The 22,573-nt window shown below is 36.1% G+C and carries 26 protein-coding genes; 14 read left to right on the forward strand and 12 right to left on the reverse strand.

Going from position 1 to position 22,573, the window contains the following annotated elements; translation table 11 throughout:
• Positions 1 to 10: 10 nt before the first annotated feature.
• Complete coding sequence (locus A1704_RS00950; protein WP_062669594.1) at positions 11 to 352, reverse strand: helix-turn-helix transcriptional regulator; 342 nt, start codon at positions 350 to 352, stop codon at positions 11 to 13.
• Between the two features lie 519 nt (positions 353 to 871).
• The gene (locus A1704_RS00955; protein ID WP_062669597.1) at positions 872 to 1,501 is read right to left on the reverse strand and encodes a chloramphenicol acetyltransferase; all 630 of its coding nucleotides are present in this window, start codon (positions 1,499 to 1,501) and stop codon (positions 872 to 874) included.
• Positions 1,502 to 1,710: 209 nt separating this feature from the next.
• On the opposite strand from A1704_RS00955, the gene A1704_RS00960 reads away from it, so the two are divergent.
• The 4 genes from A1704_RS00960 (at position 1,711) to A1704_RS00975 (ending at position 4,816) form a co-directional block, all read left to right on the forward strand.
• Positions 1,711 to 2,571: an NAD(P)-dependent oxidoreductase gene (locus A1704_RS00960; RefSeq protein ID WP_262486806.1), complete on the forward strand. Its 861-nt coding sequence runs from the start codon at positions 1,711 to 1,713 to the stop codon at positions 2,569 to 2,571.
• A gap of 11 nt (positions 2,572 to 2,582) precedes the next feature.
• A complete protein-coding gene (locus A1704_RS00965; RefSeq protein WP_062669601.1) occupies positions 2,583 to 3,029 on the forward strand; it encodes a PPC domain-containing DNA-binding protein in 447 nt (148 codons plus the stop codon).
• A 49-nt stretch (positions 3,030 to 3,078) separates the two neighbouring features.
• Positions 3,079 to 3,663, forward strand: coding sequence for a Crp/Fnr family transcriptional regulator (locus A1704_RS00970; RefSeq protein ID WP_062669603.1), 585 nt, complete (start codon positions 3,079 to 3,081; stop codon positions 3,661 to 3,663).
• Between the two features lie 85 nt (positions 3,664 to 3,748).
• Entirely contained in the window at positions 3,749 to 4,816 is a 1,068-nt protein-coding gene (locus tag A1704_RS00975) for an SDR family oxidoreductase (protein WP_062669605.1), read from the forward strand.
• A gap of 208 nt (positions 4,817 to 5,024) precedes the next feature.
• Here A1704_RS00975 and A1704_RS00980 read toward each other — a convergent pair whose 3' ends face one another.
• Genes A1704_RS00980 through A1704_RS00990 form a run of 3 tightly spaced genes read right to left on the reverse strand, consistent with a single transcriptional unit; the run spans position 5,025 to position 7,044 of the window.
• Entirely contained in the window at positions 5,025 to 5,831 is an 807-nt protein-coding gene (locus A1704_RS00980; protein ID WP_238590562.1) for a helix-turn-helix domain-containing protein, read from the reverse strand.
• A 15-nt stretch (positions 5,832 to 5,846) separates the two neighbouring features.
• Positions 5,847 to 6,248: a GlcG/HbpS family heme-binding protein gene (locus A1704_RS00985; protein ID WP_062669609.1), complete on the reverse strand. Its 402-nt coding sequence runs from the start codon at positions 6,246 to 6,248 to the stop codon at positions 5,847 to 5,849.
• A 4-nt stretch (positions 6,249 to 6,252) separates the two neighbouring features.
• Positions 6,253 to 7,044, reverse strand: a complete 792-nt coding sequence (locus A1704_RS00990) for an SDR family oxidoreductase (protein ID WP_062669611.1) — start codon at positions 7,042 to 7,044, stop codon at positions 6,253 to 6,255.
• A gap of 198 nt (positions 7,045 to 7,242) precedes the next feature.
• Here A1704_RS00990 and A1704_RS00995 point away from each other — a divergent pair, with 198 nt between their 5' ends.
• The 6 genes from A1704_RS00995 to pdeM all read left to right on the forward strand — a co-directional run bounded on the left by A1704_RS00995 (position 7,243) and on the right by pdeM (position 15,643).
• Entirely contained in the window at positions 7,243 to 8,691 is a 1,449-nt protein-coding gene (locus tag A1704_RS00995) for a S41 family peptidase (RefSeq protein ID WP_062669613.1), read from the forward strand.
• A 282-nt stretch (positions 8,692 to 8,973) separates the two neighbouring features.
• On the forward strand, positions 8,974 to 9,996 hold the full coding sequence (locus A1704_RS01000; RefSeq protein WP_062669615.1) for a ligase-associated DNA damage response exonuclease: 1,023 nt from the start codon (positions 8,974 to 8,976) through the stop codon (positions 9,994 to 9,996).
• Positions 9,993 to 11,573: an ATP-dependent DNA ligase gene (locus A1704_RS01005; RefSeq protein ID WP_062669617.1), complete on the forward strand. Its 1,581-nt coding sequence runs from the start codon at positions 9,993 to 9,995 to the stop codon at positions 11,571 to 11,573. The genes A1704_RS01000 and A1704_RS01005 overlap by 4 nt, the downstream gene beginning before the upstream one ends.
• A gap of 177 nt (positions 11,574 to 11,750) precedes the next feature.
• Entirely contained in the window at positions 11,751 to 14,201 is a 2,451-nt protein-coding gene (locus tag A1704_RS01010; RefSeq protein ID WP_082798675.1) for a ligase-associated DNA damage response DEXH box helicase, read from the forward strand.
• Positions 14,202 to 14,347: 146 nt separating this feature from the next.
• Complete coding sequence (locus tag A1704_RS01015) at positions 14,348 to 14,950, forward strand: 2,3-bisphosphoglycerate-dependent phosphoglycerate mutase (RefSeq protein ID WP_062669619.1); 603 nt, start codon at positions 14,348 to 14,350, stop codon at positions 14,948 to 14,950.
• 51 nt (positions 14,951 to 15,001) lie between these two features.
• A complete protein-coding gene (pdeM, locus tag A1704_RS01020; protein ID WP_157885740.1) occupies positions 15,002 to 15,643 on the forward strand; it encodes a ligase-associated DNA damage response endonuclease PdeM in 642 nt (213 codons plus the stop codon).
• A gap of 4 nt (positions 15,644 to 15,647) precedes the next feature.
• Here pdeM and A1704_RS23960 read toward each other — a convergent pair whose 3' ends face one another.
• The 4 genes from A1704_RS23960 to A1704_RS01040 form a co-directional block, all read right to left on the reverse strand.
• Entirely contained in the window at positions 15,648 to 16,148 is a 501-nt protein-coding gene (locus A1704_RS23960; RefSeq protein WP_062669623.1) for a GLPGLI family protein, read from the reverse strand.
• Complete coding sequence (locus A1704_RS24630; protein WP_062669625.1) at positions 16,075 to 16,485, reverse strand: hypothetical protein; 411 nt, start codon at positions 16,483 to 16,485, stop codon at positions 16,075 to 16,077. Before A1704_RS24630 ends, A1704_RS23960 begins: the two co-directional genes overlap by 74 nt.
• A 68-nt stretch (positions 16,486 to 16,553) precedes the next feature.
• Complete coding sequence (locus A1704_RS01035) at positions 16,554 to 16,769, reverse strand: bacteriocin-like protein (RefSeq protein ID WP_062669627.1); 216 nt, start codon at positions 16,767 to 16,769, stop codon at positions 16,554 to 16,556.
• 333 nt (positions 16,770 to 17,102) lie between these two features.
• A complete protein-coding gene (locus A1704_RS01040) occupies positions 17,103 to 18,320 on the reverse strand; it encodes an MFS transporter (RefSeq protein WP_062669629.1) in 1,218 nt (405 codons plus the stop codon).
• Between the two features lie 151 nt (positions 18,321 to 18,471).
• On the opposite strand from A1704_RS01040, the gene A1704_RS01045 reads away from it, so the two are divergent.
• The 4 genes from A1704_RS01045 (at position 18,472) to A1704_RS01060 (ending at position 20,798) form a co-directional block, all read left to right on the forward strand.
• On the forward strand, positions 18,472 to 19,062 hold the full coding sequence (locus A1704_RS01045) for a TetR/AcrR family transcriptional regulator (protein WP_062669631.1): 591 nt from the start codon (positions 18,472 to 18,474) through the stop codon (positions 19,060 to 19,062).
• A gap of 67 nt (positions 19,063 to 19,129) precedes the next feature.
• The gene (locus tag A1704_RS01050; protein ID WP_062669633.1) at positions 19,130 to 19,588 is read left to right on the forward strand and encodes a hypothetical protein; all 459 of its coding nucleotides are present in this window, start codon (positions 19,130 to 19,132) and stop codon (positions 19,586 to 19,588) included.
• Positions 19,589 to 19,590: 2 nt separating this feature from the next.
• The gene (locus A1704_RS01055) at positions 19,591 to 19,893 is read left to right on the forward strand and encodes a DUF3817 domain-containing protein (protein WP_062669634.1); all 303 of its coding nucleotides are present in this window, start codon (positions 19,591 to 19,593) and stop codon (positions 19,891 to 19,893) included.
• A 398-nt stretch (positions 19,894 to 20,291) separates the two neighbouring features.
• Positions 20,292 to 20,798 carry a pyridoxamine 5'-phosphate oxidase family protein gene (locus tag A1704_RS01060; RefSeq protein WP_062669636.1) on the forward strand — a complete coding sequence of 169 codons (507 nt, stop codon included), beginning with the start codon at positions 20,292 to 20,294 and terminating at the stop codon, positions 20,796 to 20,798.
• Positions 20,799 to 20,936: 138 nt separating this feature from the next.
• Here the strand turns inward: A1704_RS01060 and A1704_RS01065 are convergent, their stop codons facing one another.
• Genes A1704_RS01065 through A1704_RS01075 form a run of 3 tightly spaced genes read right to left on the reverse strand, consistent with a single transcriptional unit; the run spans position 20,937 to position 22,551 of the window.
• A complete protein-coding gene (locus A1704_RS01065) occupies positions 20,937 to 21,170 on the reverse strand; it encodes a hypothetical protein (RefSeq protein WP_062669643.1) in 234 nt (77 codons plus the stop codon).
• A 9-nt stretch (positions 21,171 to 21,179) separates the two neighbouring features.
• A complete protein-coding gene (locus tag A1704_RS01070) occupies positions 21,180 to 22,064 on the reverse strand; it encodes a dihydrodipicolinate synthase family protein (protein WP_062669646.1) in 885 nt (294 codons plus the stop codon).
• A 31-nt stretch (positions 22,065 to 22,095) separates the two neighbouring features.
• Entirely contained in the window at positions 22,096 to 22,551 is a 456-nt protein-coding gene (locus A1704_RS01075) for a cupin domain-containing protein (protein ID WP_062669648.1), read from the reverse strand.
• Between the last annotated feature and the right edge of the window lie 22 nt (positions 22,552 to 22,573).

Below are 22,573 nucleotides of genomic sequence, written 5' to 3' on the forward strand. Positions count from 1 at the left end.
AAAAAATGGTTTAAATTTCATTAAACCATTTATAAATATCAAATTCAGAAGGAATATTCAATTTTTTTCTGATTCTGTTTTTCCTGTTCTGTATTGCTTTTGGAGTCACAAAAATACAGGTTGCAATTTCTTTGGTGGTCATATTGAGCTTAAGGTAAATACAAAAGATCAGTTCAGAATTTTTAAGGGAAGGCTGTATATCAGATAACTTTTTAAAAAAATCGGGATAAACCAATCTGAATTTATTCAAGAGACGAGGAGAATTTGCTTTAGCCAATGCCATTATTTCGTCTTGTACAAGAATCTTTTGGGTTAAATCCTCTAAGTTAGTTTCAGGTTTTCTATTTTTCATAATACTTTTTCATCTCTTATTTCAGATACCACATCTCTTGTGTATCTGTACAAAGTCTTTTTTCACTGTTCAATTTGTGTTTTTACAGAATCAATACCGGGAATAAAATAATTTTTATATATTCAAAATCCTATAGTTTTAATTAATATTATTCAATATTTTATGGTTTATAGCTTGTAATTATTGAAATATTTTGTTAAAAAAATAACACCTATGAATTTCTTTCCATTTTTACACAGGCAAAGAAAGAAAAAATGATTAAAATTTTATTAAATATGTGTACCACATACATACCACGTTATATTTTGAGTCAAAATATCATAACTGCTTTTATCAGCCTGTTTCCCATTATTTGCGTCTTATTTTAACAGGAAGTAAATGTAGTGGGTTATTGTATTAACTTTTTATGATCTCGATCAATGTTTTCAGCGTATTTACCACAGAAGTGAATAATGATGTATCCATAAAAAAAGCCGGATTTATTGTAAATCCGGCTTTCTTATAAATTATGTATTATTTTTAGTCTTGATCCAACCCTTTCTGAAACGCTTCCAGATATCTGGAAAGATGAATTCCATCTGCCAATCCGTGATGAGCTTCAATAGAAACCGGAAGGTATTTTCTTCCTTCACGAATATTGAACCGTCCAAAGGCGATTTTAGGAACCGATTCTGTGGTATTAAAATCAGTAGGATGTAATATCGCACTGAACGAGTTCCACGGGATGGTGGTGTGTCTGATGTGGTCCTTCCCCAGCCTTTCATTACTTAACCTAAGGCCTGTACTTGCATGAACACCTTTTATCTCCTCCTGCAAAGCGGCATTGAATGTTTCGAAATCTTCTGAAAAAGGAGTGAATGAAAAACCGAAAGTACCATCCGGTCTGCCAATCGTACTGCCAGCGTGAACGGTATCAAACTGTATCACCTGATCATCAATGATTCTGAGCTTTAGCTCATCCACAGTATTAATTGCCACCATAGATTTGTGGAAATAATAGGCAAAAAATGAATACCCTTTTTCTTTTGCCCTATTATATGCTTTTGTACAGTCTACCTCGGTTGTAAATCCAAAATAAGGGCTTGCCATACCAGAAAAAAAATCAAAATGTTCTTTTCTGTTCCAGTTCTCTATATCTACGATCTTCATTGATTCTTATTTGCTGCAAATTTCTGAAAGTTTATCCGGTTTTAAAAGTTTATGCTGAAAAATATAATTAAAACTTAATTTTGTAAAATACCCATTTGGTCGATATTTTGCTGCAAAACAATCATATTTTATACTTTCATTGATTTACTTTTCAACTAACTCCTTTTCATCCAGGAGATTGAAAACATACAACCTTAATTAATAACAAAATAAAAGATAGGATAATGGAAAAAATCGGATTTATCGGACTAGGAAATATGGGCCACCCTATGGCAAAGAATATTGAAAAAGCAGGTTTTCCACTTTCGGTTTACAACAGATCATTGGAAAAAACCAAAGGTTTTCAGGAAAAATCTACCATCTATACCGAAATTAAAGACCTTGTACAAAACAGTGATATTATATTCACCATGCTGACCAACGACAGTGCTGTAAAAGAAGTATATAAAGAGATTCTTCCTTTAGACATTCAGGAAAAACTCTTTGTGGATATGAGTACTATTTCTTCGGAAACGTCCACAGAAACCGCTGCCGCTCTCAAAATAAAAGAAGCATCTTTTATCGATGCTCCTGTAGCAGGAAGTACTTTACCGGCAAAAGAAGGAACACTGATCATTATGGCAGGAGGTGAGGAAAACGATATCCAGCGCGCTATGCCTTATCTTTTTAAAATGGGAAAATCTGTAAAACATTTGGGTGAAAACGGAAAAGGAATCGCAGGGAAACTATCGATCAATTATTTTTTGTCCACTATCTATCAGGGACTGGCGGAAACTGTTTTACTCTCAGAAAAATTAGGAATTGAACGATCAGATATGCTGGAAATTATTAACGAAAGTGCCAGCGGAAGCGGTGCAACCAAAGTAAAAACGCCATTGTTGATTGAAGATCAGTACGCTCCGGCATTTGCCCTTGATCTGATGCTGAAAGACATTCTTCTCGCTAAAAATGCAGGAGCAGATTATCCTCTTTCCGAAGCTTTGATTCAAACCTATCAAAATGCGCATGACAAAGGTTTTGGTGAAGATGATGTGATTGGAATCATCAATTATTTGAAAACAATAAGATAAATACAGAGATTATGAATTACAAAGGAAACCGTTGGTCTGCCAGAAAAACAGATCAGATTTACCTCTTGAGTCTTGATAATCATTCCTATATTATAGAAACTTTAACGGATTTTATTCAGGATCAAAATATCCAGGCAGGAGAAGTAACCGGAATTGGAGCTGTAAGTGAAGCTACCCTTCGCTTCTTTAATCCCGCAACCAAAAAATATGTGGACAAGACTTTCAAAGAACAGATGGAAGTCACCAATATTTCCGGAAATGTGTCTGAAATAGAAGGGAAACTGACACTTCACCTTCATATAACGCTGGGAAGAGAAGATTATACCGCTTTGGCTGGGCATCTTCTGGAGGCAAAAATTCAGGGAGCGGCAGAATTTATTTTCTATCCATTGAATACAAGGGCTGTCAAAATCAAAAATGAAGAAATAGGCATCAACCTCTATGATTTCGAAAAATAGGGTTTCAATTGCTGTTGAAAAATAGTAAGTTTAATGAAATATTTATTGGATGTTTGAAGTACTGCTTTCCCATATCGAAAACAAGGTTGATATCACGGACGAACAGAAGAATAGGATTCAGTCCTATTTTACCCTTAAAAAACTTCGCAGAAAACAGTATCTTCTTATGGAAGGAGATGTCTGCAAATCGTTGTCTTTTGTAAGCAAGGGGTTGCTGAAGTCTTATTTTCTTGATGAAAAAGGAAATGAGCACATCAATATGTTCGCCTTTGAGGGCTGGTGGATTTCAGATTTCAACAGTTTTATCAATCAGGAAAAATCTGTCCTGAATATTGATGCTATTGAAGAAACAGAAGTCCTGATGATTACCCTGGAAAACTATGAAAAAATGATGCTGGAAATTCCTATGATGGACCGCTATTTCAGAATTTTATATCAAAACAGCCTTGTCACAAAAGATTACAGACTCATTGTTTCCAATAGCTATACGGCTGAAGAAAAATATCTTCAACTGGTACAAAAGAATCCTGAAATGATCAAAAGAGTTCCACACAACCTTATTGCTTCTTATCTTGGTCTTGCTCCTGAAACCGTAAGCAGAATCCGTAAAAAGAATTTTATGAATAATCCTTGATCCAGATCAACCCAAATGCATGATCCACATCAATGGTAAAGCCTTCTGTCAGCCATAATTTTGTACAGGAAATTTTACAATACTTATGGAAAATATTGCATTGGTAGTTGGCGCTACCGGAATTACAGGAAGTAACCTTGCTGAAGAATTGATTGCACAAGGCTGGACAACATACGGATTATCCAGAAACCCGAACACTCCTATTGATGGTCTTCGTCCCATTAAAGCAGACCTGATGAATGAGCAGAACCTTGCAGAAGCACTGAAAGAGATCTCTCCCACTCATATCTACTTTACCACATGGATGCGCTGCGACACAGAAGAAGAAAATATCCGTGTCAACAGCCTATTGGTGAGAAATCTGCTAAACGTTTTATCCCATAAAAAATCGGTTCAGCATGTGGCTTTGGTTACAGGGCTTAAACATTATCTGGGGCCATTTGAAGCTTATGCTAAAGAAAGCGTTTTACCGGAAACACCTGTCAGAGAAGAACATCCAAGACTTCCCCTTCCCAACTTTTATTACGCGCAGGAAGACGAAGTATATAAAGCTTCTGAAAGAGATGGTTTTACCTGGAGCATTCACAGGCCTCACACCGTAGTTGGATATGCCATAGGAAATCTTATGAATATCGGAACTACATTGGCTGTATACGCCAGCATCTGCAAAGAAACCGGAAGAAAGTTCATCTGGCCGGGTTCAGAGGCTCAATGGAACGGTGTTTCAGATGTGACTGATGCCAAAATACTGGCTAAACAATTGGTTTGGGCATCATCTACAGAATCTGCAAAAAACCAGTCTTTTAATATTGTTAACGGAGATGTTTTCCGATGGAAATGGCTTTGGAAAAAACTGGCGGTCTGGTTTGGTGTAGAAGCTGAAGGTTTCAACGGAACTATAAGACCTCTTGAAAAAGAACTGGAAAACGATCACGAAACCTGGACAGCCATTGCAGAAAAATATAATCTCAAAGAAAGTAATCTTAACCGTCTGTCGTCTGCATGGCATACTGACCTGGATCTGGGGAGACCTCTGGAAGTGATGTGTGATATGTCTAAAAGCAGAAAACTGGGCTTTACAGCTTACACAAGTACAGAAGACTCTTTTACACAGGTATTTGAAAGATTAAGATCAGAAAATATGATCCCATAACAGTAAGAAAACGCAAAGAGGCCGGAAAATCATAAATGATCGATAGATTCTCGCAGATGTTGTGATTAATCAACGATTCAGGATCACATTTTATCAGAGATAAAATCCTTGCGACTTAAAATCATCACATTGTAAAACCTTTCTTGCGTCTTTGCGCTTTTCCAACAGTTAAATTATAGTATAATTGTGTTTTTTTAATGGTTAAAAGTTAGACCTCCGTAGTCGTCACTCCAAACTTTTTTTTGAAAGAAGAATAAAAATGAGATAAATTCTCAAAACCCAGATCAAGATAAATATCTGAAGGCTTTTTATCTCTGTTCTTAATTAAATAATAGGCTTCTTGTAATCTTTTTTCTTTCAGCCATTGCTTGGGTGTCATTTCAAAAGTTTTGCTGAAATCTCTTTTAAATCCCGAAAGACTGCGTCCTGTAAGTCTTGCAAAAGCATCTACAGATACATTGAACATAAAGTTTTTGTTCATAAATTCTTTAAGATCAATCTTATGAGGTTCAGAAAAATCAAAAAGAAGATTTTTAACATCCGGATTACTCAGCAAAAGTAATTCAATAGCTTCCTTCACCTTTAATGCTGCTAACTTTGAGGGAATTTTCTTTGTTTTATTAATGTAAGGAATAAGAGAAGCAAAATAGCTCTCAAAAAAATCATCAGGTTCAAAAAATAACCGCTCATTACCACTAAAACCTGTATTTACGGTTATTTTATTTTCTGTAGCATACTGTCTCAGCGTTTCATCATCCAATGTAATGGAAACAAACTGATACTTTTCATGGCTCGAAGGATATTTGATCGTTCTGATCAGTTGGTTTTTTCTGACCATAACTACGGTATTTTCTTTAATCACCGTTTTACCATGCTCATGAAAAGCATGAGTCTCTCCGGATATCTGAAATCCCAGAAAATGATCCGGAATAAACTCTTCATGGCCTCTGTAAGATTCAAAGGCGCATGAATAAACCAGTTTGTCAAATATGATCTCAGAAGTATTTTCCATCATGCAAATATCTGAAATTTAAGCAATAGCCTGTGCTCCTGCTTCTGCAATTTCCTTATCCTGCTCGGGGCTTCCTCCTGAAGAACCTATAGCACCAATAATTTTTCCTTCTGCATTTTGAAGAACAACACCACCTGCAATAGTCAAAAGCCCTTCATTTGAATTCAGCATACCATATCCATGGATGCCTGTTTCTGAGATAATACTTCCCATCATTTCAGTATTTACACTAAACATAGCGGCAGTTCTTGCTTTTTTAACGGCAAAATCAATCACTCCATAAACACTATCCAGTCTTGCTAATGCGATAAGGTGTCCGCCCATATCTACCACAGCAATAGTTACAGGAATATTTAGAGATAATGCTTTTTCCTTGGCTGTTTGCAAAGCCTTTTCGGCTGTTTTATAATTCAACTCCATGATATTAGCTTTTTGCGGTCCATGCCTCTGCCTGAAGCTGTTTTACAAACTCTTCGGTTTCCTTCGGATGAACATTTCTGAAGTTGCTGTTGTCATCTAAAGCTACATTTACAATCACTTCGGCCATAGACTGAGGATCAAGCTGATGTGCTAAAGATTCTGCTGCTCCGTCAAACGCTGATTCAGGAGTAAAGTTGCTTTTCGGATCATACCAATGGAAAATAGAATCTACGCCTCTATCATTGAAACCTGTTCCAAATACACCTGGATTACAAGTTGCAATTTTGATATTGAACGGAGCTAACTCAGTTCTCAATCCTTCTGCAATAGACTCCAAAGCATGTTTTGAAGAGCAATAAGCGGCAACATAAGGAACGGTCCATAAACCTCCCATCGAAGACGTGAAAATAATCTTTCCACTTTTCTTTTCTACAAACCTTTTAATAAAACCTTGTGCAAGGTTCAATGCACCAAATACATTCACTTCAAACATAGAACGGATAATGTCTACGGGCTGTTCCGCAATCGGACCGCCTTCCATAATTCCGGCATTGCTGATGAGAATGTCAATATCACCATATTTCTTTACAATATAGTCTACATCTCTTTGGCTTGTTACATCCAGTTTGTCGACAGTCAGATCAACTCCCTGTTCTTTAGCTTCACGGATTAAATCACTCATTTGAGGATAGACCTGAGCTGTAGCGATTATTTTGTGTCCTTTTTTAGCAAGATCAAAAGCTACTATCTTTCCAAATCCACTTGCTGCCCCTGTAATTAAAATTGTTTTACTCATTGTATTCTTTTTTAATGATGTACAAATTTCAAAGATTTTAAGAAGGTCAATATTGCCTGAAAGTTCATTTTCATATTGCTGAAAAGCTCAAAAAGTGCATCAGAAAAGATTTTTTAGAAAAATTCTCTTTTTTGCATCATAAAAAATTAGGATTATCGTTAGGTTTGTAAGCTTTACAACACAACTAATAACTAATATATGCTTAAAATTAAAACACTTTTTTTAATTTTTATCACATCTACTTCTTTTAGCTTTGCTCAAAACTGCAATTGTGAAAGTAATTATCAGTGGGTAAAAAAGACTTTTGAAGAAAATGATGCCGGATATCAGTATGTGATTGATAAAAAAGGTCTTCCCGCTTATCAGGCTCATAATGATGACTTTCTGAAAAGAATCAAAAATGCAAAATCCGATACAGAATGTTATCAGACAATATATGACTGGCTTAAATTCTTCAGATCCGGTCATTTTTCAGTTTCAAAAATAGAAAATAAAGCTACCGAAGCCCCGCCAGCAGCTAGTGAAAATACCAAAACAGAATTGGTGAAAATAGATCTTGAAAAGTTCAAAAAAGAAGCTGCATCTAAAAATGATTCAGATATTGAAGGAATCTGGGAAGTTGAGCCCTATACAATAGGTATTAAAAAGTTTGGGGAAGTCTATAAAGGTTTTATCATACAATCCGCAGCCGAAAACTGGAAACCTAATGAATTAAAGCTGACTTTCAACAACGATAAAACAAAAGGAACCTATTATCTGAGAAATAAAACCGGACAGGAAATTCACGATATGAGACTTGTAGGAAAAAACTATCTTGAAATCAATGACTTTACCCTGAAAAGAGTTTCCCCGAAATTTGAAAAAGAAGAAGGAATTGAAACGTATTATGAGGCTATTATGGCACAAAAACCGTTCCTGAAGCAGCTTAATAAGACTACACTGCTTTTGAGAATCCCTTCATTTAATGGTGCTTTGAAAAAAGATATTGACAGCGTTATTACAGCCAATAAATCAAAAATTGAAAGTACAGAAAATCTAATTATTGATATCAGATATAATGGTGGTGGAAGTGATAACAGTTTTGCCAAAATTATTCCTTATCTCTACACAAACCCTATCCGAAGTGTAAGAACACAGCTTTATTCTACAAAACTGAATAATCAGAGAATGCTTGATTTCTATGACAACTATCAGAAATATGGTATGCAGGCAGATGAAAGAGAATATCTGAAGAAAGCTTATGACAAGCTCAGCAAGAACTTAGGCAAATTTGTAAGCCTTCAGGATGATGGAAAAATTGTAGGAATCACCAAAATGGATAAAATTTCACCATATCCAAAGAATGTAGGAATCATCATTAATAACGGAAACGGAAGTACTGCAGAAGAATTTTTACTGGCTGCTAAACAAAGTAAAAAAGTAAAGCTTTTCGGAACCACTACTGCCGGAGTTCTGGATATCTCCAATATGTATTTTGTAAATTCCCCTTGTAACGAGTTTAAAATGGGTTATGCACTCTCCAAAAGCTTTCGTATTCCTGATATGGCCATTGACGAAAAAGGTATTCAACCCGATTATTTCATAGACAAAACTATTCCGGATTATCAATGGATTGACTTCGTAAATGACGTGTTGAATGAAAAATAATCGATAGAAGCTGTTTCGAATCGGAACAGCTTTTTTTATGCCTTCAATCTTTCCTGTATCATTTTCCATCAATAGAAATGGACCATTATCCTGGGCGTAGTCGGAGAAAGCCTGTTTAATAAAAGAAATTTCATTACCGGCTTTGGCCTGAATTTATTATGAATGATCATTCAAACATAATAGATCCTGTTATTAGATTTCATACCACAAAAATTAAAAAATAAACACTTTATTGTAAATTGGTTAAGTTTTTGAAGCTAATTCTATAAACCAATTACACCATTGAAATTAATCACATTTACAAAAAAAGGCATTTACTGTCCTCAGGGAAAATTTTATATAGATCCCTGGAGACCCGTCGAGATGGCTGTTATCACCCATGGTCATGCTGATCATGCCCGCTGGGGAATGAAAAAATACCTTTGTCACCATTTTACCAAACCTATTCTGTACCAGAGAATTGGACCAGATATCGAATGCCAGAGCGTAGAATATGGAGAAGTGATTACCATCAATGGAGTAAAACTTTCACTTCACCCTGCCGGACATATCATTGGTTCTGCTCAGATAAAGCTTGAATATAAAGGCTATGTAACTGTCATTTCAGGAGATTATAAAGTTCAGGATGATGGGTTAAGTACTCCTTTCGAACTGGTAAAATGCAATGAATTTGTGACAGAAAGCACCTTTGGACTGCCTATTTACAACTGGCTGGAAGTTCTGGACTTAAATAAAAAACTCCAGAACTGGGTTCTGAAAAATAAAGAAAACAATAAAACTTCTGTATTCATAGGGTATTCTTTAGGAAAAGCCCAGCGTATCATGAAAGCAGTGGAAGATTTAGGGAAAATATATGTTCATTATTCTATCGGAAAGCTTAATGAAGCCTTTGAAACAGTCGGAATTGAACTTCCTGAATATACCATTGCGGATTTCAGAGAACGTCCGAAAGAAATGGAGCACGAAATTGTGATTGTACCACCTGCTTTGCTCGACAGTAATATCATCAAAAAGATTCCAGATCCGGCCACGGCCATATGTTCCGGCTGGATGCAGGTACGTGGTGCCAGAAGATGGCGAAGCGCGGACGCAGGATTTGCGATGAGTGATCATGCAGACTGGAAAGGGCTGTTACAAACGGTAAAAGCAACTGAAGCAGAGCTGGTTCATGTTACTCATGGACAGACAGAAGTTTTTTCAAAATATCTTAATGAAACAGGAATTAAAGCAGATGTTGTAGAAACACTTTACGGTGAAGATGAAGAAGAATCTGAAAAAGAAATCTCACAAAATCCGGAATCATGAGACATTTTGCAGACCTTATCAACGCGTTGGAAACAACCAATAAAACCAATGCTAAAATTGATGCTATCATTGACTATCTTGAGCGTGCTCCTGATGAAGATAAAGTATGGTTTATCGCTTTATTTACCGGCAAAAGACCTAAGAGAAATGTCAATACCAATTACATGAAAGAATGGGCCCTGGAAATCACAAAACTTCCTTATTGGCTGTTTCAGGAATCCTATTCTTCGGTAGGAGATCTTGGAGAAACTCTATCATTAATTCTTCCGCCTCCAGAGGAAAAAATTGAACGTTCATTATCAGAATGGATGAATGATATCGTGAGTCTGAAAGGCAAAACAGATGCAGAAAAAAAAGAATTTGTACTGCAGTCCTGGAATGGGCTGGATTATACCGAGCGATTGATTTTCAATAAATTAATTGGCGGAAGCTTCCGGATTGGAGTTTCAGATAAAACATTAATCAATGCACTGACAAAATTTTCAGGGCAGGAACCGAGTGCTTTGATGCACAGTTTAATGGGAAAATGGCAGCCGGAAGAAGTTTCCTTCAAAGAACTTATTGATGCCGAAAATGTAAACCCAGACAACTCAAAACCATACCCTTTCTGCCTTGCCTATCCTTTGGAAAAAGAGACTAAAGAACTGGGAAGTCCTGATGAATGGCTGGTAGAATACAAATGGGACGGAATACGCGGGCAAATCATCAGGAGAAACGATGAAGTGTTCATCTGGTCAAGAGGTGAAGAACTCGTCACAGAACAATTTCCGGAAATTGCAGACGCCATAAAAGCCATGAAAGGTAACTTTGTACTGGATGGAGAAATACTTGCAGTAAACGATGGTAAAGTTTTAAATTTTAATGAATTACAAAAGAGATTAAACAGGAAAACTTTAACTAAAAAAATGCTCTCAGAAATACCTATAGAAGTCTTTGTCTATGACTTACTGGAACTGGAAGACAACGATCTGAGAGAAAAACCCATCTCCGCAAGAAGAGCTTTACTTGAAGAATTACTACTGAATGAGAACCCTGAACGCATCAGCATTTCCAAAAGTCTGGATTTTGAAAAATGGGAAGAACTGAATTTGCTTCGTGAAAATTCAAGAGATGTAAACAGCGAAGGTTTGATGTTAAAACAAAAAAATTCACCTTACCATTCCGGACGGAAAAAAGGTGACTGGTGGAAGTGGAAAATCAATCCTTTTACCATTGATGCCGTTCTGATCTATGCCCAGAAAGGAAGCGGCAGGCGAAGTGCTTATTACACAGATTATAGTTTTGCTGTGAAAAACGGAGATAGCCTGGTGACCATTGCCAAAGCCTACTCAGGATTAACAGATAAAGAAATCATGGAGGTGAGCCGATTTGTTACCAAAAATGCCATCGAGAAATTCGGTCCTGTAAGAACGGTAAAAGCAGAACTGGTCTTTGAAATTGCTTTTGAAGGTATAGGTTTCAGCAATCGTCATAAAAGTGGTGTAGCTCTACGATTTCCAAGAATTGTAAGATGGAGGAAAGACAAAACCGTAGACGAAATTGGTGATTTGGAAGAAATAAAAAAATTAATACAATAGATTTTAAAACAATGTCGCAAGATATTTTTATTAATACTATTTTCGTTCGCAAAGACAACTACGTTCACCGATAGTAAGAATTGTCTTTACTGAGTGAAACGTCCTTGCGATCGAAAATTAAACAATATCACATAAATTCTTAGCCCCTTTTGCGTTAAAACAAAATAAAAAATAAAATTGGCAGCTTTTGAACATACCAACGGACTAAAGATCATTCAGCAATGGATGACGGATAAAGGTATTGCCCCTTTCAGATTTCAGCTGGAAACCTGGAAAAAATTTGGAAACGGATACAGCGGAATGGTGGTTGCTCCTACGGGTTTTGGAAAAACTTTTTCTGTTTTTTTAGCCTTAATTTCAGATTTTCTGAATCATCCTGAACAATATAAGAAAGGATTAAAAATGATCTGGATTACGCCACTCCGATCTTTGTCCAAAGATATTGCAAAAGCGATGCAGGAAGCCATTGATGAAATCGGGCTTGATTGGGCTGTAGGCGTAAGAAACGGAGATACGGATCCGAAAGTTAGACAACAGCAGGTAAAAAAGATGCCTGAAATTCTTGTTGTAACTCCTGAAAGCCTTCATCTACTTCTGGCACAAAAAAATAATGAAACATTTTTCCGGGATATGAAATGTGTAGCAGTGGATGAATGGCATGAATTATTGGGTTCAAAGCGTGGTGTCATGGTAGAACTTGGTATCTCTCAGCTTAAAAAATATGTTCCGAAGATCAAAATATGGGGAATCACCGCAACCATAGGAAATCTGGATGAAGCCATGGAAGTGCTTATTCCGTATGATATTAAAAAGACAAAAATTACAGCCAAAGAACATAAGAAAATAGATATTCTGCCGGTATTCCCGGATGAAATCGAGATATTGCCATGGGCAGGACATCTTGGAAACAAACTTGCAGATAAAGTTGTTCCTATTATTCTGGAATCAAAATCTACCATTGTATTTACGAATACCAGAAGTCAGAGTGAAATGTGGTACCAGCTTTTACTCGATGCTTATCCTGATTTTGCAGGTCAGATCGCTATCCATCACAGTTCCATTGATGCTCATTTAAGAATCTGGATTGAAGAAAATTTAAGTTCAGGAAAATTAAAAGCTGTGGTTTCCACATCATCTTTAGACCTCGGAATTGATTTTAAACCTGTAGACACGGTTATTCAAATTGGTTCTGCCAAAGGCGTTGCACGCTTTCTTCAAAGAGCCGGACGTAGTGGCCACTCTCCTTTTGAAACTTCAAAAATCTATTGTGTTCCCACCCATTCTTTGGAACTGATCGAGGTTTCAGCTCTAAAAGAAGCTGTAAAACAGAAAGTGGTTGAGCCCAGAGAGCCACAGGTTTTATGTTTCGATGTGCTGGTTCAGTTTCTGATGACATTGGCGGTTGGAGACGGCTTTTATCCTGATGAACTGTACCCAAGAATTAAAAAAGTATATGCCTTTCAGGAAATGCTGGATGAAGAATGGAAAAGCATCCTGGAATTTCTTACGATTGGCGGCAGTGTGTTGAAAAGCTATGAAGAGTTTCATAAAATCGTCATTATGGAAGATGGTCTTTATAAAGTAACTTCAAGAAAAATCGCTATGCTCCACCGGATGAATATGGGTGTGATTGTGAGTGATGCCATGTTGAAGGTAAAATTTATTTCCGGTGGCTATATCGGAATGATTGAAGAATATTTTATTTCAAAATTAAAAAAAGAAGAAAAATTTATTCTGGCCGGACGTACACTGGAAGTTGTTATCATTAAAGATATGACGGTATATGTAAGAGCAGCTAAAGGAAGAGCCCTGGTTCCGAGCTATCTTGGCGGAAGGCTTCCTTTGAGCTCCAATCTGGGGCATTTTCTTAGAGAAAAACTGTCACATGCCTTAAATCCGAAAGCTTCGGAAAAAGAGCTTAAATTTTTACACCCACTTTTAAAGAACCAGGAAAAAAACTCCCATATTCCAAAAGAAGATGAGTTTCTGGTGGAATTGATCAAAAACCGTGAAGGATATCATTTGTTTATGTATCCTTTTGAAGGACGTCTGGTTCATGAAGTAATGGCTGCCCTGATTGCCTATCGGATCTCGAAACTGGCTCCAATATCCTTTTCTATGGCGATGAATGATTATGGATTTGAACTGTTCAGTGATAAAGAAATTCCTTTAAATGAAGACAATCTTCAACAGATTTTAAGCAGAGAGAATCTGATGAATGATGTGATCGCAAGTATCAATTCTGCGGAAATGGCAAGGAGAAAATTTCGTGATATTGCAGTGATTTCAGGAATGGTGATTCAAAATTATGCCGGGCAACAACGTTCTAACAAATCATTACAGAGTTCTGCCGGACTGATTTTTAAAGTATTGGAAGACCATGATTCCAATCATTTTTTAATAAAACAGGCGTATACAGAAGTTTTTAATATGCAACTTCAGGAACAGCGGCTTGTAGAAGCTTTTAAAAGAATTGAAAAATCTGAAATTATTTTAAAATATTCCCGATCATTTACTCCGTTAAGTTTTCCTATTAAAGTGGACAGTTTACGACAAACGCTTTCAAGTGAAGGACTGGATGCGAGAATTAAAAGAATGCTGAAACTGTCTGATATAAATGATATTTGATGATTAATTCAATATTTTTCTCAATAAATCCACGCTATTTTAAATCTTATTCATTACCTAATATTCTACGTTAATTTTCTTGATAAGTTTAAATAATCATCGTAACTTAGAGTATACCTTCTTAGAAGTTGAAATAAAATTTAAAAATGGAAAAATTGTTCTTAGTCCGTCACGGACAGTCACTCTGGAATCTGGAAAACAGATTTACAGGGTGGAAAGATATCGATATAACTGAAACCGGTATTGAAGAAGCAAAAAAAGCAGGTATTGCGCTGAGAGGAGAAAGAATAGATATAGCATTCACTTCTGCCCTGATCAGAGCCCAGCATACCCTCTCTGTCATTCTGGATGAAATAGGAAATCCGGATATTCCTGTCGTTAAAGATAAAGCATTAAATGAACGTTCTTACGGAAATCTTGAAGGGCTCAACAAAGCAGAAACGGCTCTGAAATATGGTGATGAACAGGTTCATACCTGGCGCAGATCATTTGATGTAGTTCCACCAGGTGGAGAAAGCCTTAAAGATACTTACAACAGAGTAATCCCTTATTTTGAAAGCCAGATAAGGCCGTTGCTGAAACAAGGGGAAAATGTATTAATTGTAGCGCATGGCAACAGTTTACGAGCGCTTATCATGTATCTGGAACATCTTTCTCCTGAAGAAATTTTAGAAAGAGAAATTGCTACTGGTTTTCCACTGACTTATATTTTTGATGAGAAATTTCATGTAAGCAGGAAAGTTAGCTGATCTGGTTTAAATAGATTAACTTTAAACCTTCAATTTTCAATTTATTAAGTGTTGATAGCAACTAAAAATATTTCCATCCAAAACGAAAGTTTCATTCTCACCAACCAGCGGGCAGCATTCTGGCAAAAAGAAAAAGCCTTGATTCTATCTGATCTGCATATTGGAAAAACCGCTCATTTTCGTAAAAACGGCATTGCACTGGCCAATCATATTATGAAAAGTGATATGGAAAGATTGTCAGCGCTGATTGCATATTTTCAGCCTGAAAAATTTATTGTAGTCGGAGATCTACTTCATGCCGGAGACAATTCTGATGTAGATGAATTCTGCAGGTGGAAAAATCAGTATCCAGATATGAAGTTTTATCTTATTGAGGGAAATCATGACCGGATCTCAAAACCTCTGGAAGAAAAGTTATGCTTTAATTATAAATCTGAATTACTTGAAATAGAAGGCATCACTTTTATTCATGATTTTGATGCAACAGCATCCGGATTCCAGATTACCGGACATATCCACCCAGGAATTGTGCTGAATTCTGCTGTTAAAAACATCAGACTTCCATGCTTTGCTCTCAGCAACAATCAATTATTATTACCTGCTTTCAGCGAATTCACAGGATTAGATACAAAAAACCTGCCTAAGAAAAGTACATTTTTTGTATTTACAGATGAAGAAATTTATGAAATATGATCACTTAAGGTGTTAACTCCAGGAGATTTTCATATTTCTTATTCTCTTTTCTTTCTTTTTCTCTTTTCTTCAGTATTTCCTGTCCTTTTATAATGGTAGTTCCATAACTAGCAAGTACACCTGCTGCATTCGTTTCAGCATTGCTTTGTGCCTGTTTTAATTTTGCCTGTGTGGTTTCTGCAGCTCCGGTGTATCTGCTTTTCTTCATATTGATTCGTTTGTTTTTTAATTGAGAGTTAGAAATAGATTTTACCAATTCAAAATCATAATCTCCTTTTTCATCGGTGATTTTTATGATTAAACCAGGTAATCCACTGAATTTCATTGGCCCGTACGGAAACGGAATTTCAGGAGCATACCATGCAATCCAGTTTCTTCCTTTAAAGGTAACTTCCGCTTTTTTACAATTAATCGTATTGATTACTTTAGTTTCATTTATAAGCTTCCAGTTCTTTATAGGTGAACAATGACATGAAAACTGAATCAAAATATTGTATGTTTTCATGAGTTTGTATAATGGTAAAGTTAAAGTCTGTTTTTGGAATTACCGTTCCTTTTTTCCAACCCAGTGTTATACTTCCATCTGGATTATTTGTTGTTGTTCCTGAGTTTGCCATTACTGAATCTCCTTTAAGTGATACTGCATTTGCAAAAAATGCACAATTATCACCTATTTGTAACAAAAATTGGTCTTCATATTTGTTATCTGTTCGCGTATCAAATTTGGCTCTTAACATATATGTGAACTCACCACGTAAAGTATCTTGTTTGTATGATTGGCTATAGGATAAAACACTATACAACAGAATGAATAGTTGAAGTAACTTTTTATGGCAATCCATAGGCGAGATTTCATTTTTAAATAGCACTTATAATCAAATATCTTCTACTATAAGTGCTTCAATTTACATTAATTAAGGCTAGCTGCAAGATGTTTAGGATCAGAGCCAGAATAGATAGGTGTTTTACAATTAATAGCTTCAACCCTTTCACGCCATTCTGCTTGTTGTGGTGTCCAGTCCTGAGTCGTCGTAGCTGTTATACCGCAAGAAGTTTCGGCAATCCAAACTTGACCTGCTTTTACCGCTTTAAGTTCGTTTCGGGATAATTTTTTTAAATTTTTCATTATTTGTGTTTTTAAATTTGAATATAAATGTACACAATAACTCATCTCAGAAACGAATTATTATTTTATGTTAAATAATTAATTTTCAATAATTTCAATTAATACAATTTAAATAACGAAGTCTATTCTATAATCAGAAAATTGTAATTTTATACATGCTACATAATCAGAATTAAAGAGATTTTTTAAACTGAAAATATTTTAAGAAAAAATAAAAGGCAGATAAAAACCTGCCTTTATAAAACCATCATTTACATGCCTCTAACATCCTGGTTTGTAGTTTTCGCTATGAAGCATAGCTTAGAAATTATTATAAAAACGATTCGTGAAATCTTAATTTTTCTTGCTTAAACGAATACTGTAGACTGTAATCAATACCGTAACCAACAGAAATAAAGCACCTATCCATGGCGTACTTGCCAAACCTAAGGAAGAGGTAACAATCATTCCTCCAGCATAAGATCCGATTGCAATACCGATATTAAAAGCCGCAATATTGATCCCTGAAGCTACATCCTCAGTTCCCGGGACTTCTTTTTCAGCAATCTGTACCACCAATAACTGAAGTCCGGGAACAGAAGCAAATGATAAAGCTCCTAAAAGAAAAAGAGTAATGATGCTTAAAACCGGACTGCTTACTGTAAAATAAAACGCAAGCAATACCAATCCCTGTGCTGCAAACATCCATAAAAGAGCTTTCAGAGGATTTTTATTCGCTACTTTCCCACCAATGAGGTTTCCTAAAGCAATGGCAATTCCATAAATCAAAAGGATAAAAGTGACCGTAAATTCCTGAAATCCCGTAATTTTCTGTAAAATAGGTGACAGATAGGTAAATACTACAAACGTACCTCCATACCCCATCGCAGTCATTAAAAAAGCAAAAATCAAACGTCTGTTTCCCAATACTTTAAACTGACTCTTTAAAGATGCAGTTTTCCCATTTTTAAGGTTATTTGGAACTAATAACAAACTGGCTATCAACCCTATAATTCCAAGGATTGAAACCCCTATGAAAGTTGCTCTCCATCCGAAATGCTGTCCTATAAATGTTCCCAGTGGAACTCCTGTTACAATCGCAAGAGTAAGTCCGGCAAACATAATAGAAATGGCTGTGGCTCTCTTCTCTTCAGAGACCAGCGAAGCTGCAATGGTAGAACCTATGGAAAAATAAACTCCATGGGCCAACCCCGTAAGTATTCTTGCCAGAATTAATGTTATAAAGCTGGGAGCTATAGACGCCAGTCCGTTTCCAATAACAAATAGCATCATAATGGAAACCAGAAGCATTTTGCGTGGTACTTTCCCTGTTAATGCCGTTAATATCGGTGCTCCGATAGCTACTCCTATCGCATAAAGACTTACCAGTAGCCCTGCAGAAGGAATAGTAATTCCAAGGTCAGAAGCTACTGTGGGAAGCAGGCCTACAATAACAAATTCTGTAGTTCCAATTCCAAAGGCACTTATCGTTAATGCCCAAAGTGCTGCAGGAAGACCTTTTTTAACAGTCTTTGATGCGGTATTGATCTGTATTTCTTTTTGAAAGTTCATTGTCTTGTAATTTGTTGAGATTGACAAGGCAAAGTTCCGACGAATATCTGTATTATAAAAATTATTTAAATTGTATCAAAGTATCAGAATAATGATAGTTTTATTTTACATTTAAAATGTGTTCCTTTGTAAAATATTATCATCAGTTTTAATGAAGAAATCAGAAGCAACCCGTCTTACTATTCTCCAGAAAGCATTCGAATTGATCTATGTGAAAGGTTTTCAGACTACAAGCATTGATGAAATTATCGCAACGACTCAGGTGACGAAGGGTGCTTTTTATTATCATTTTAAAACCAAGGATGATATGGGACTCGCTATTATTACGGATCTGATGAAGCCCAATTTCAGAAAGATTTTCATAAACTCTCTTCAAAACAGTCAGAATCCTTTAGACAGTATTTATGATATCATGTTCCATTTACTGATTGAAAACGACTTTTTAAAAGTGGAATATGGCTGCCCTACTTCAAATTTCGTACAGCAAATGGCACCATGGCATCATGCTTTTACACAGGCTTTGCATGAACTTTCAAAAGAATGGGAACAGGCTCTTGCAGAAAGTATTGAGAAAGGTAAAGAAGCAGGAATCATCAACAAAGAAGTAAATGCAAAAGAAGTAAGTGTTTTTGTTATTTCAGGCTATTGGGGAATAAGAAATCTGGGTAAGTTAGAAAATTCAAAAGAAGTATATCTTATTTATTTAAAAGGACTTAAGTCTTATTTCAACACGCTTCAATAATTTTTTCTCAAAAAACATACTAAGCAGTATGTTTTTATTTTACCTTTGTTGTGTTCAAAAAAAAACGATGTATCAAACCCTTACTTTTTTACATTCCCTCACCCGATGGTTGGTCTTAATAAGCTTGATTTATGCAATTTATCGTTCTTTCAAAGGATATTCTTCCAACAGAAAATTTACAGGAGCAGATAACAAGGTAAGGCACTGGACTGCAACGATAGCTCATATTCAGCTGGCCATAGGAATGATATTTTATTTTAAAAGCCCAATGATCCGATACTTCTGGAAAAATTTTAACGAAGCCAAAGACTCTTTGGAACATGTATTTTTCGGACTAATCCATATTTCGCTGATGATTACAGCCATTATTATCATCACGATCGGCTCTGCATTAGCCAAAAGAAAATTGTCAGATAAAGAACAATTTAAGACAATGGGACTCTGGTTTTCTATCGCATTGATTATTATTTTCATTGCCATTCCGTGGCCTTTTTCTCCTTTTGCAAACAGACCTTATTTCAGATAATTATGATCAATTTATTTAAAACAAAAATCGGCCGGCTTAGGATTCTGGCTATTTTGGAAGGAATTTCCTTACTGATTCTGATATTTATTGCAGTCCCTATGAAATACTGGATGGACAATCCTTTATGGGTAAGACTCATTGGCCCTGTGCACGGAACATTATTCCTACTCTTCCTGTTCAATACACTGAGTGTGGGCGTAGAGCAGAACTGGAAATTTAAAGAAATAACATGGAAGGTAATTTTGGCCTGCTTTATTCCGTTTGGTACTTTTTATATTGACAAAAAAATTCTAAGCAAGCTATGAAAATTCTTTTTATATCCTCCCGGGAATTTTCCAAAAAGATATAATGTCTGATATAAGAAGCCAGGTGTTTGGGAGGCGAAATCTGCATTCATCAAATTTACAGAAAACTTATGGGCAGAAAAAGACAATATCTGAATTCAAGAGATGTAAAATCAAACATTTAATTCTCTTGCAGAATTTAATTATGCAGATATATACAATCATCCGCGAAATCTGTATGATCTGCAAAAGATAGAAATTGATGAAATGCTTGCATCTTATATAGTATTAAAAATTATTCTGCTTCTTTGCGATTTCAAAAAAAACTAAAAGAAATCCATGTAAGATACCACATTTTATCCTCTTTTGGTCAGGTATTTGAATCTTATACTACTTACCAATCACTAAAATATAAGAATATGTCAACAGAAAACCTTACCCATCTGGAAGCGATCAAAAAGATCAAAGAATTGTCAGAAAATGCAAGAATATGTATGTTCTGTACAGAACTGGAAACCACTCCCATCAATTCAAGACCCATGACCCTGCAGGAAACAGACGACAGCGGAAATCTATGGTTCATAAGCAGTGGTACCAGTAACAAAAATTTTGAGATAAAAGAAGACCGTAGAGTACAACTGTTTTTTATGAACAACAGCGATTCCCAATATCTTTCCGTTTACGGAAAAGCTTCTGTTTATAAAGATAAAGCAACGATCGAAGATAAATGGTCTCCTCTGGCTAAAGCCTGGTTTGACGGAAAAGATGACCCCAATGTTACCATCATCCGCGTAGAACCTAAAGAAACCTATTATTGGGATACCAAAGCAGGGAAACTGGTAAGCCTTTTCAGTTTTGTAGCTTCTGCCATAACCGGAAACAAAACCAATAATTCTGACGGTGTTGAGGGAAATGCAACGATTTAAAAAGTCCGGAATAAAAAAATCTCTCGCAGATGTTGCAAATTAAGCAGATTTCTATGTAATTATCTGCGTAATCTGTATAATCTGCAAGATAAAAAACGGCTCAAGAAATTGAGCCGTTTATACTAAATTAGTGAAATTCTAATTTTTCACATCCTCCATAGACGCTCCAAAATTAATATGAAGAACATTTCCGTTGGGAGTTACTAAAGCTGGTACAGATTTTACACCCGCTTTTTCAGCATCTTCAATTTTGCTTTTGTCATCACCTAAATGGATAATCTCAACATTTTCCGAACCTATAAGGCTAACAATATCATGTTCTACACTGATACATACAGGGCATCCTGCATGATAAAAAATGGACTTTTTCATAGGATTGTACTAATTAATAAGCGTTGCAATAATATTTTTTAATTCTTCGGTTTCTTTTTCGTGTAAAGGTTTTAAAGGACTTCTCAAATTTCCGCCATCTTCACCCAGAATATTGAGACCCGATTTCACCGCTCTTGGCAATCCTTTGTTCACAATAAATTTTAAAAGATCAAACTGCTGATAGAAAATTATTTTTGCTTTCTCAAGATCACCTTCCTCCACTGCATTATAAAGACTGATATTCAATTCAGGAATGAGATTGGGAGCTGCAGTGCACCAGCCTCTCGCTCCCGCAGAAAATGCAGCCAGAGCCAAAGGATTTGAACCGTTATAGAATGCAACCTCTTCTCCAAGTTCCCGCCTTAGATAATGCATTCTCTGGATGTCTCCCGTACTTTCTTTGATCATCGTTACATTGGGAATTTCAAGCAGCCTTTTCAGCAAAGCCGGAGACATGTCTACTCCACTTGTTGCCGGATTATTGTACGCCATAATCGGAATGGAAATCTTACGGGCAACGGCATCATAATGCGCTACAATTTCATCATCCGTCAGCTTCCAGTAACTCATCGGGATAATCATTACCGCATCTGCTCCAGCTTTTTCTGCGAACTGGGCATGGTGAATTGTTTTTTCTGTTGTAAGATTAGAAACCCCTACCAATGTCGGAATTCTACCTTTTACCTGCTGTAAAGTAGCTTCAGTAACTTCTTCTTTTTCTTCGTCAGACAGATAAGGCATGACTCCTGTACTTCCCAATGGAGCAATACCATGGCTTCCGGAAGTGATCAGCCTTTCTACCAAATGCTTGAAAAGCGGAATATCTACTTTTTCGTTTTTATCAAAAGGGGTTATAGGATAGGCTATAATCCCTTTGAACGGTACATTTTTCATGTTTTTTGTTTAAAAGTTTAAAATATTGATATTAGAGGTCTCTTCCTTCTTCCTCTCTCAAAGCGACTCCTAAGTTCTGCAGCTGAGGAGCATTTTCACAAGCGATATATTTGGCAGGTTCGGTATCGCTCAGATTCTGGTGTTTATGCCAGGCCCAGGAAGGAATATATACAGCATCGCCAGCTTCCCAATATACTCTCTCATCCTCTACTTCTGTCCAACCTTTTCCTTCAATTACAAATAATACAGTTTCATAAGTATGGCGGTGTCTGTTGGTTTGCTGCCCGGGAGTTAAACCTCCAATCGTCATACTGACATTCTTACTCGGAAGATCTACAAAGAAAACAGGATGCTTTCTTTCTGTTGAAAACTGATTATGCTCTCCAGCATTTTCTACATTTTTATGGATCAAATGGCTTGGTTTTACATACTTAGGTCTTGCAAAAGTTTCGTGGAAATCTTTAGAACTGAATTGTTTCTTATCCATGATTTTAAAATTATTATGGTTT

The sequence above is a fragment of the Chryseobacterium cucumeris genome (genome assembly GCF_001593385.1).
Lineage (GTDB): Bacteria > Bacteroidota > Bacteroidia > Flavobacteriales > Weeksellaceae > Chryseobacterium > Chryseobacterium cucumeris.

Bases quoted from the DNA above. Each gene is read 5' to 3' on its own strand.
- A1704_RS00950 (WP_062669594.1), bottom strand. From the start codon at position 352: ATGAAAAATAGAAAACCTGAAACTAACTTAGAGGATTTAACCCAAAAG.
- A1704_RS00955 (WP_062669597.1), bottom strand. From the start codon at position 1,501: ATGAAGATCGTAGATATAGAGAACTGGAACAGAAAAGAACATTTTGAT.
- A1704_RS00965 (WP_062669601.1), top strand. From the start codon at position 2,583: ATGAATTACAAAGGAAACCGTTGGTCTGCCAGAAAAACAGATCAGATT.
- A1704_RS00970 (WP_062669603.1), top strand. From the start codon at position 3,079: ATGTTTGAAGTACTGCTTTCCCATATCGAAAACAAGGTTGATATCACG.
- A1704_RS00975 (WP_062669605.1), top strand. From the start codon at position 3,749: ATGGAAAATATTGCATTGGTAGTTGGCGCTACCGGAATTACAGGAAGT.
- A1704_RS00980 (WP_238590562.1), bottom strand. From the start codon at position 5,831: ATGATGGAAAATACTTCTGAGATCATATTTGACAAACTGGTTTATTCA.
- A1704_RS00985 (WP_062669609.1), bottom strand. From the start codon at position 6,248: ATGGAGTTGAATTATAAAACAGCCGAAAAGGCTTTGCAAACAGCCAAG.
- A1704_RS00990 (WP_062669611.1), bottom strand. From the start codon at position 7,044: ATGAGTAAAACAATTTTAATTACAGGGGCAGCAAGTGGATTTGGAAAG.
- A1704_RS00995 (WP_062669613.1), top strand. From the start codon at position 7,243: ATGCTTAAAATTAAAACACTTTTTTTAATTTTTATCACATCTACTTCT.
- A1704_RS01005 (WP_062669617.1), top strand. From the start codon at position 9,993: ATGAGACATTTTGCAGACCTTATCAACGCGTTGGAAACAACCAATAAA.
- A1704_RS01015 (WP_062669619.1), top strand. From the start codon at position 14,348: ATGGAAAAATTGTTCTTAGTCCGTCACGGACAGTCACTCTGGAATCTG.
- A1704_RS23960 (WP_062669623.1), bottom strand. From the start codon at position 16,148: ATGAAAACATACAATATTTTGATTCAGTTTTCATGTCATTGTTCACCT.
- A1704_RS24630 (WP_062669625.1), bottom strand. From the start codon at position 16,485: ATGGATTGCCATAAAAAGTTACTTCAACTATTCATTCTGTTGTATAGT.
- A1704_RS01035 (WP_062669627.1), bottom strand. From the start codon at position 16,769: ATGAAAAATTTAAAAAAATTATCCCGAAACGAACTTAAAGCGGTAAAA.
- A1704_RS01040 (WP_062669629.1), bottom strand. From the start codon at position 18,320: ATGAACTTTCAAAAAGAAATACAGATCAATACCGCATCAAAGACTGTT.
- A1704_RS01045 (WP_062669631.1), top strand. From the start codon at position 18,472: ATGAAGAAATCAGAAGCAACCCGTCTTACTATTCTCCAGAAAGCATTC.
- A1704_RS01050 (WP_062669633.1), top strand. From the start codon at position 19,130: ATGTATCAAACCCTTACTTTTTTACATTCCCTCACCCGATGGTTGGTC.
- A1704_RS01055 (WP_062669634.1), top strand. From the start codon at position 19,591: ATGATCAATTTATTTAAAACAAAAATCGGCCGGCTTAGGATTCTGGCT.
- A1704_RS01060 (WP_062669636.1), top strand. From the start codon at position 20,292: ATGTCAACAGAAAACCTTACCCATCTGGAAGCGATCAAAAAGATCAAA.
- A1704_RS01065 (WP_062669643.1), bottom strand. From the start codon at position 21,170: ATGAAAAAGTCCATTTTTTATCATGCAGGATGCCCTGTATGTATCAGT.
- A1704_RS01070 (WP_062669646.1), bottom strand. From the start codon at position 22,064: ATGAAAAATGTACCGTTCAAAGGGATTATAGCCTATCCTATAACCCCT.
- A1704_RS01075 (WP_062669648.1), bottom strand. From the start codon at position 22,551: ATGGATAAGAAACAATTCAGTTCTAAAGATTTCCACGAAACTTTTGCA.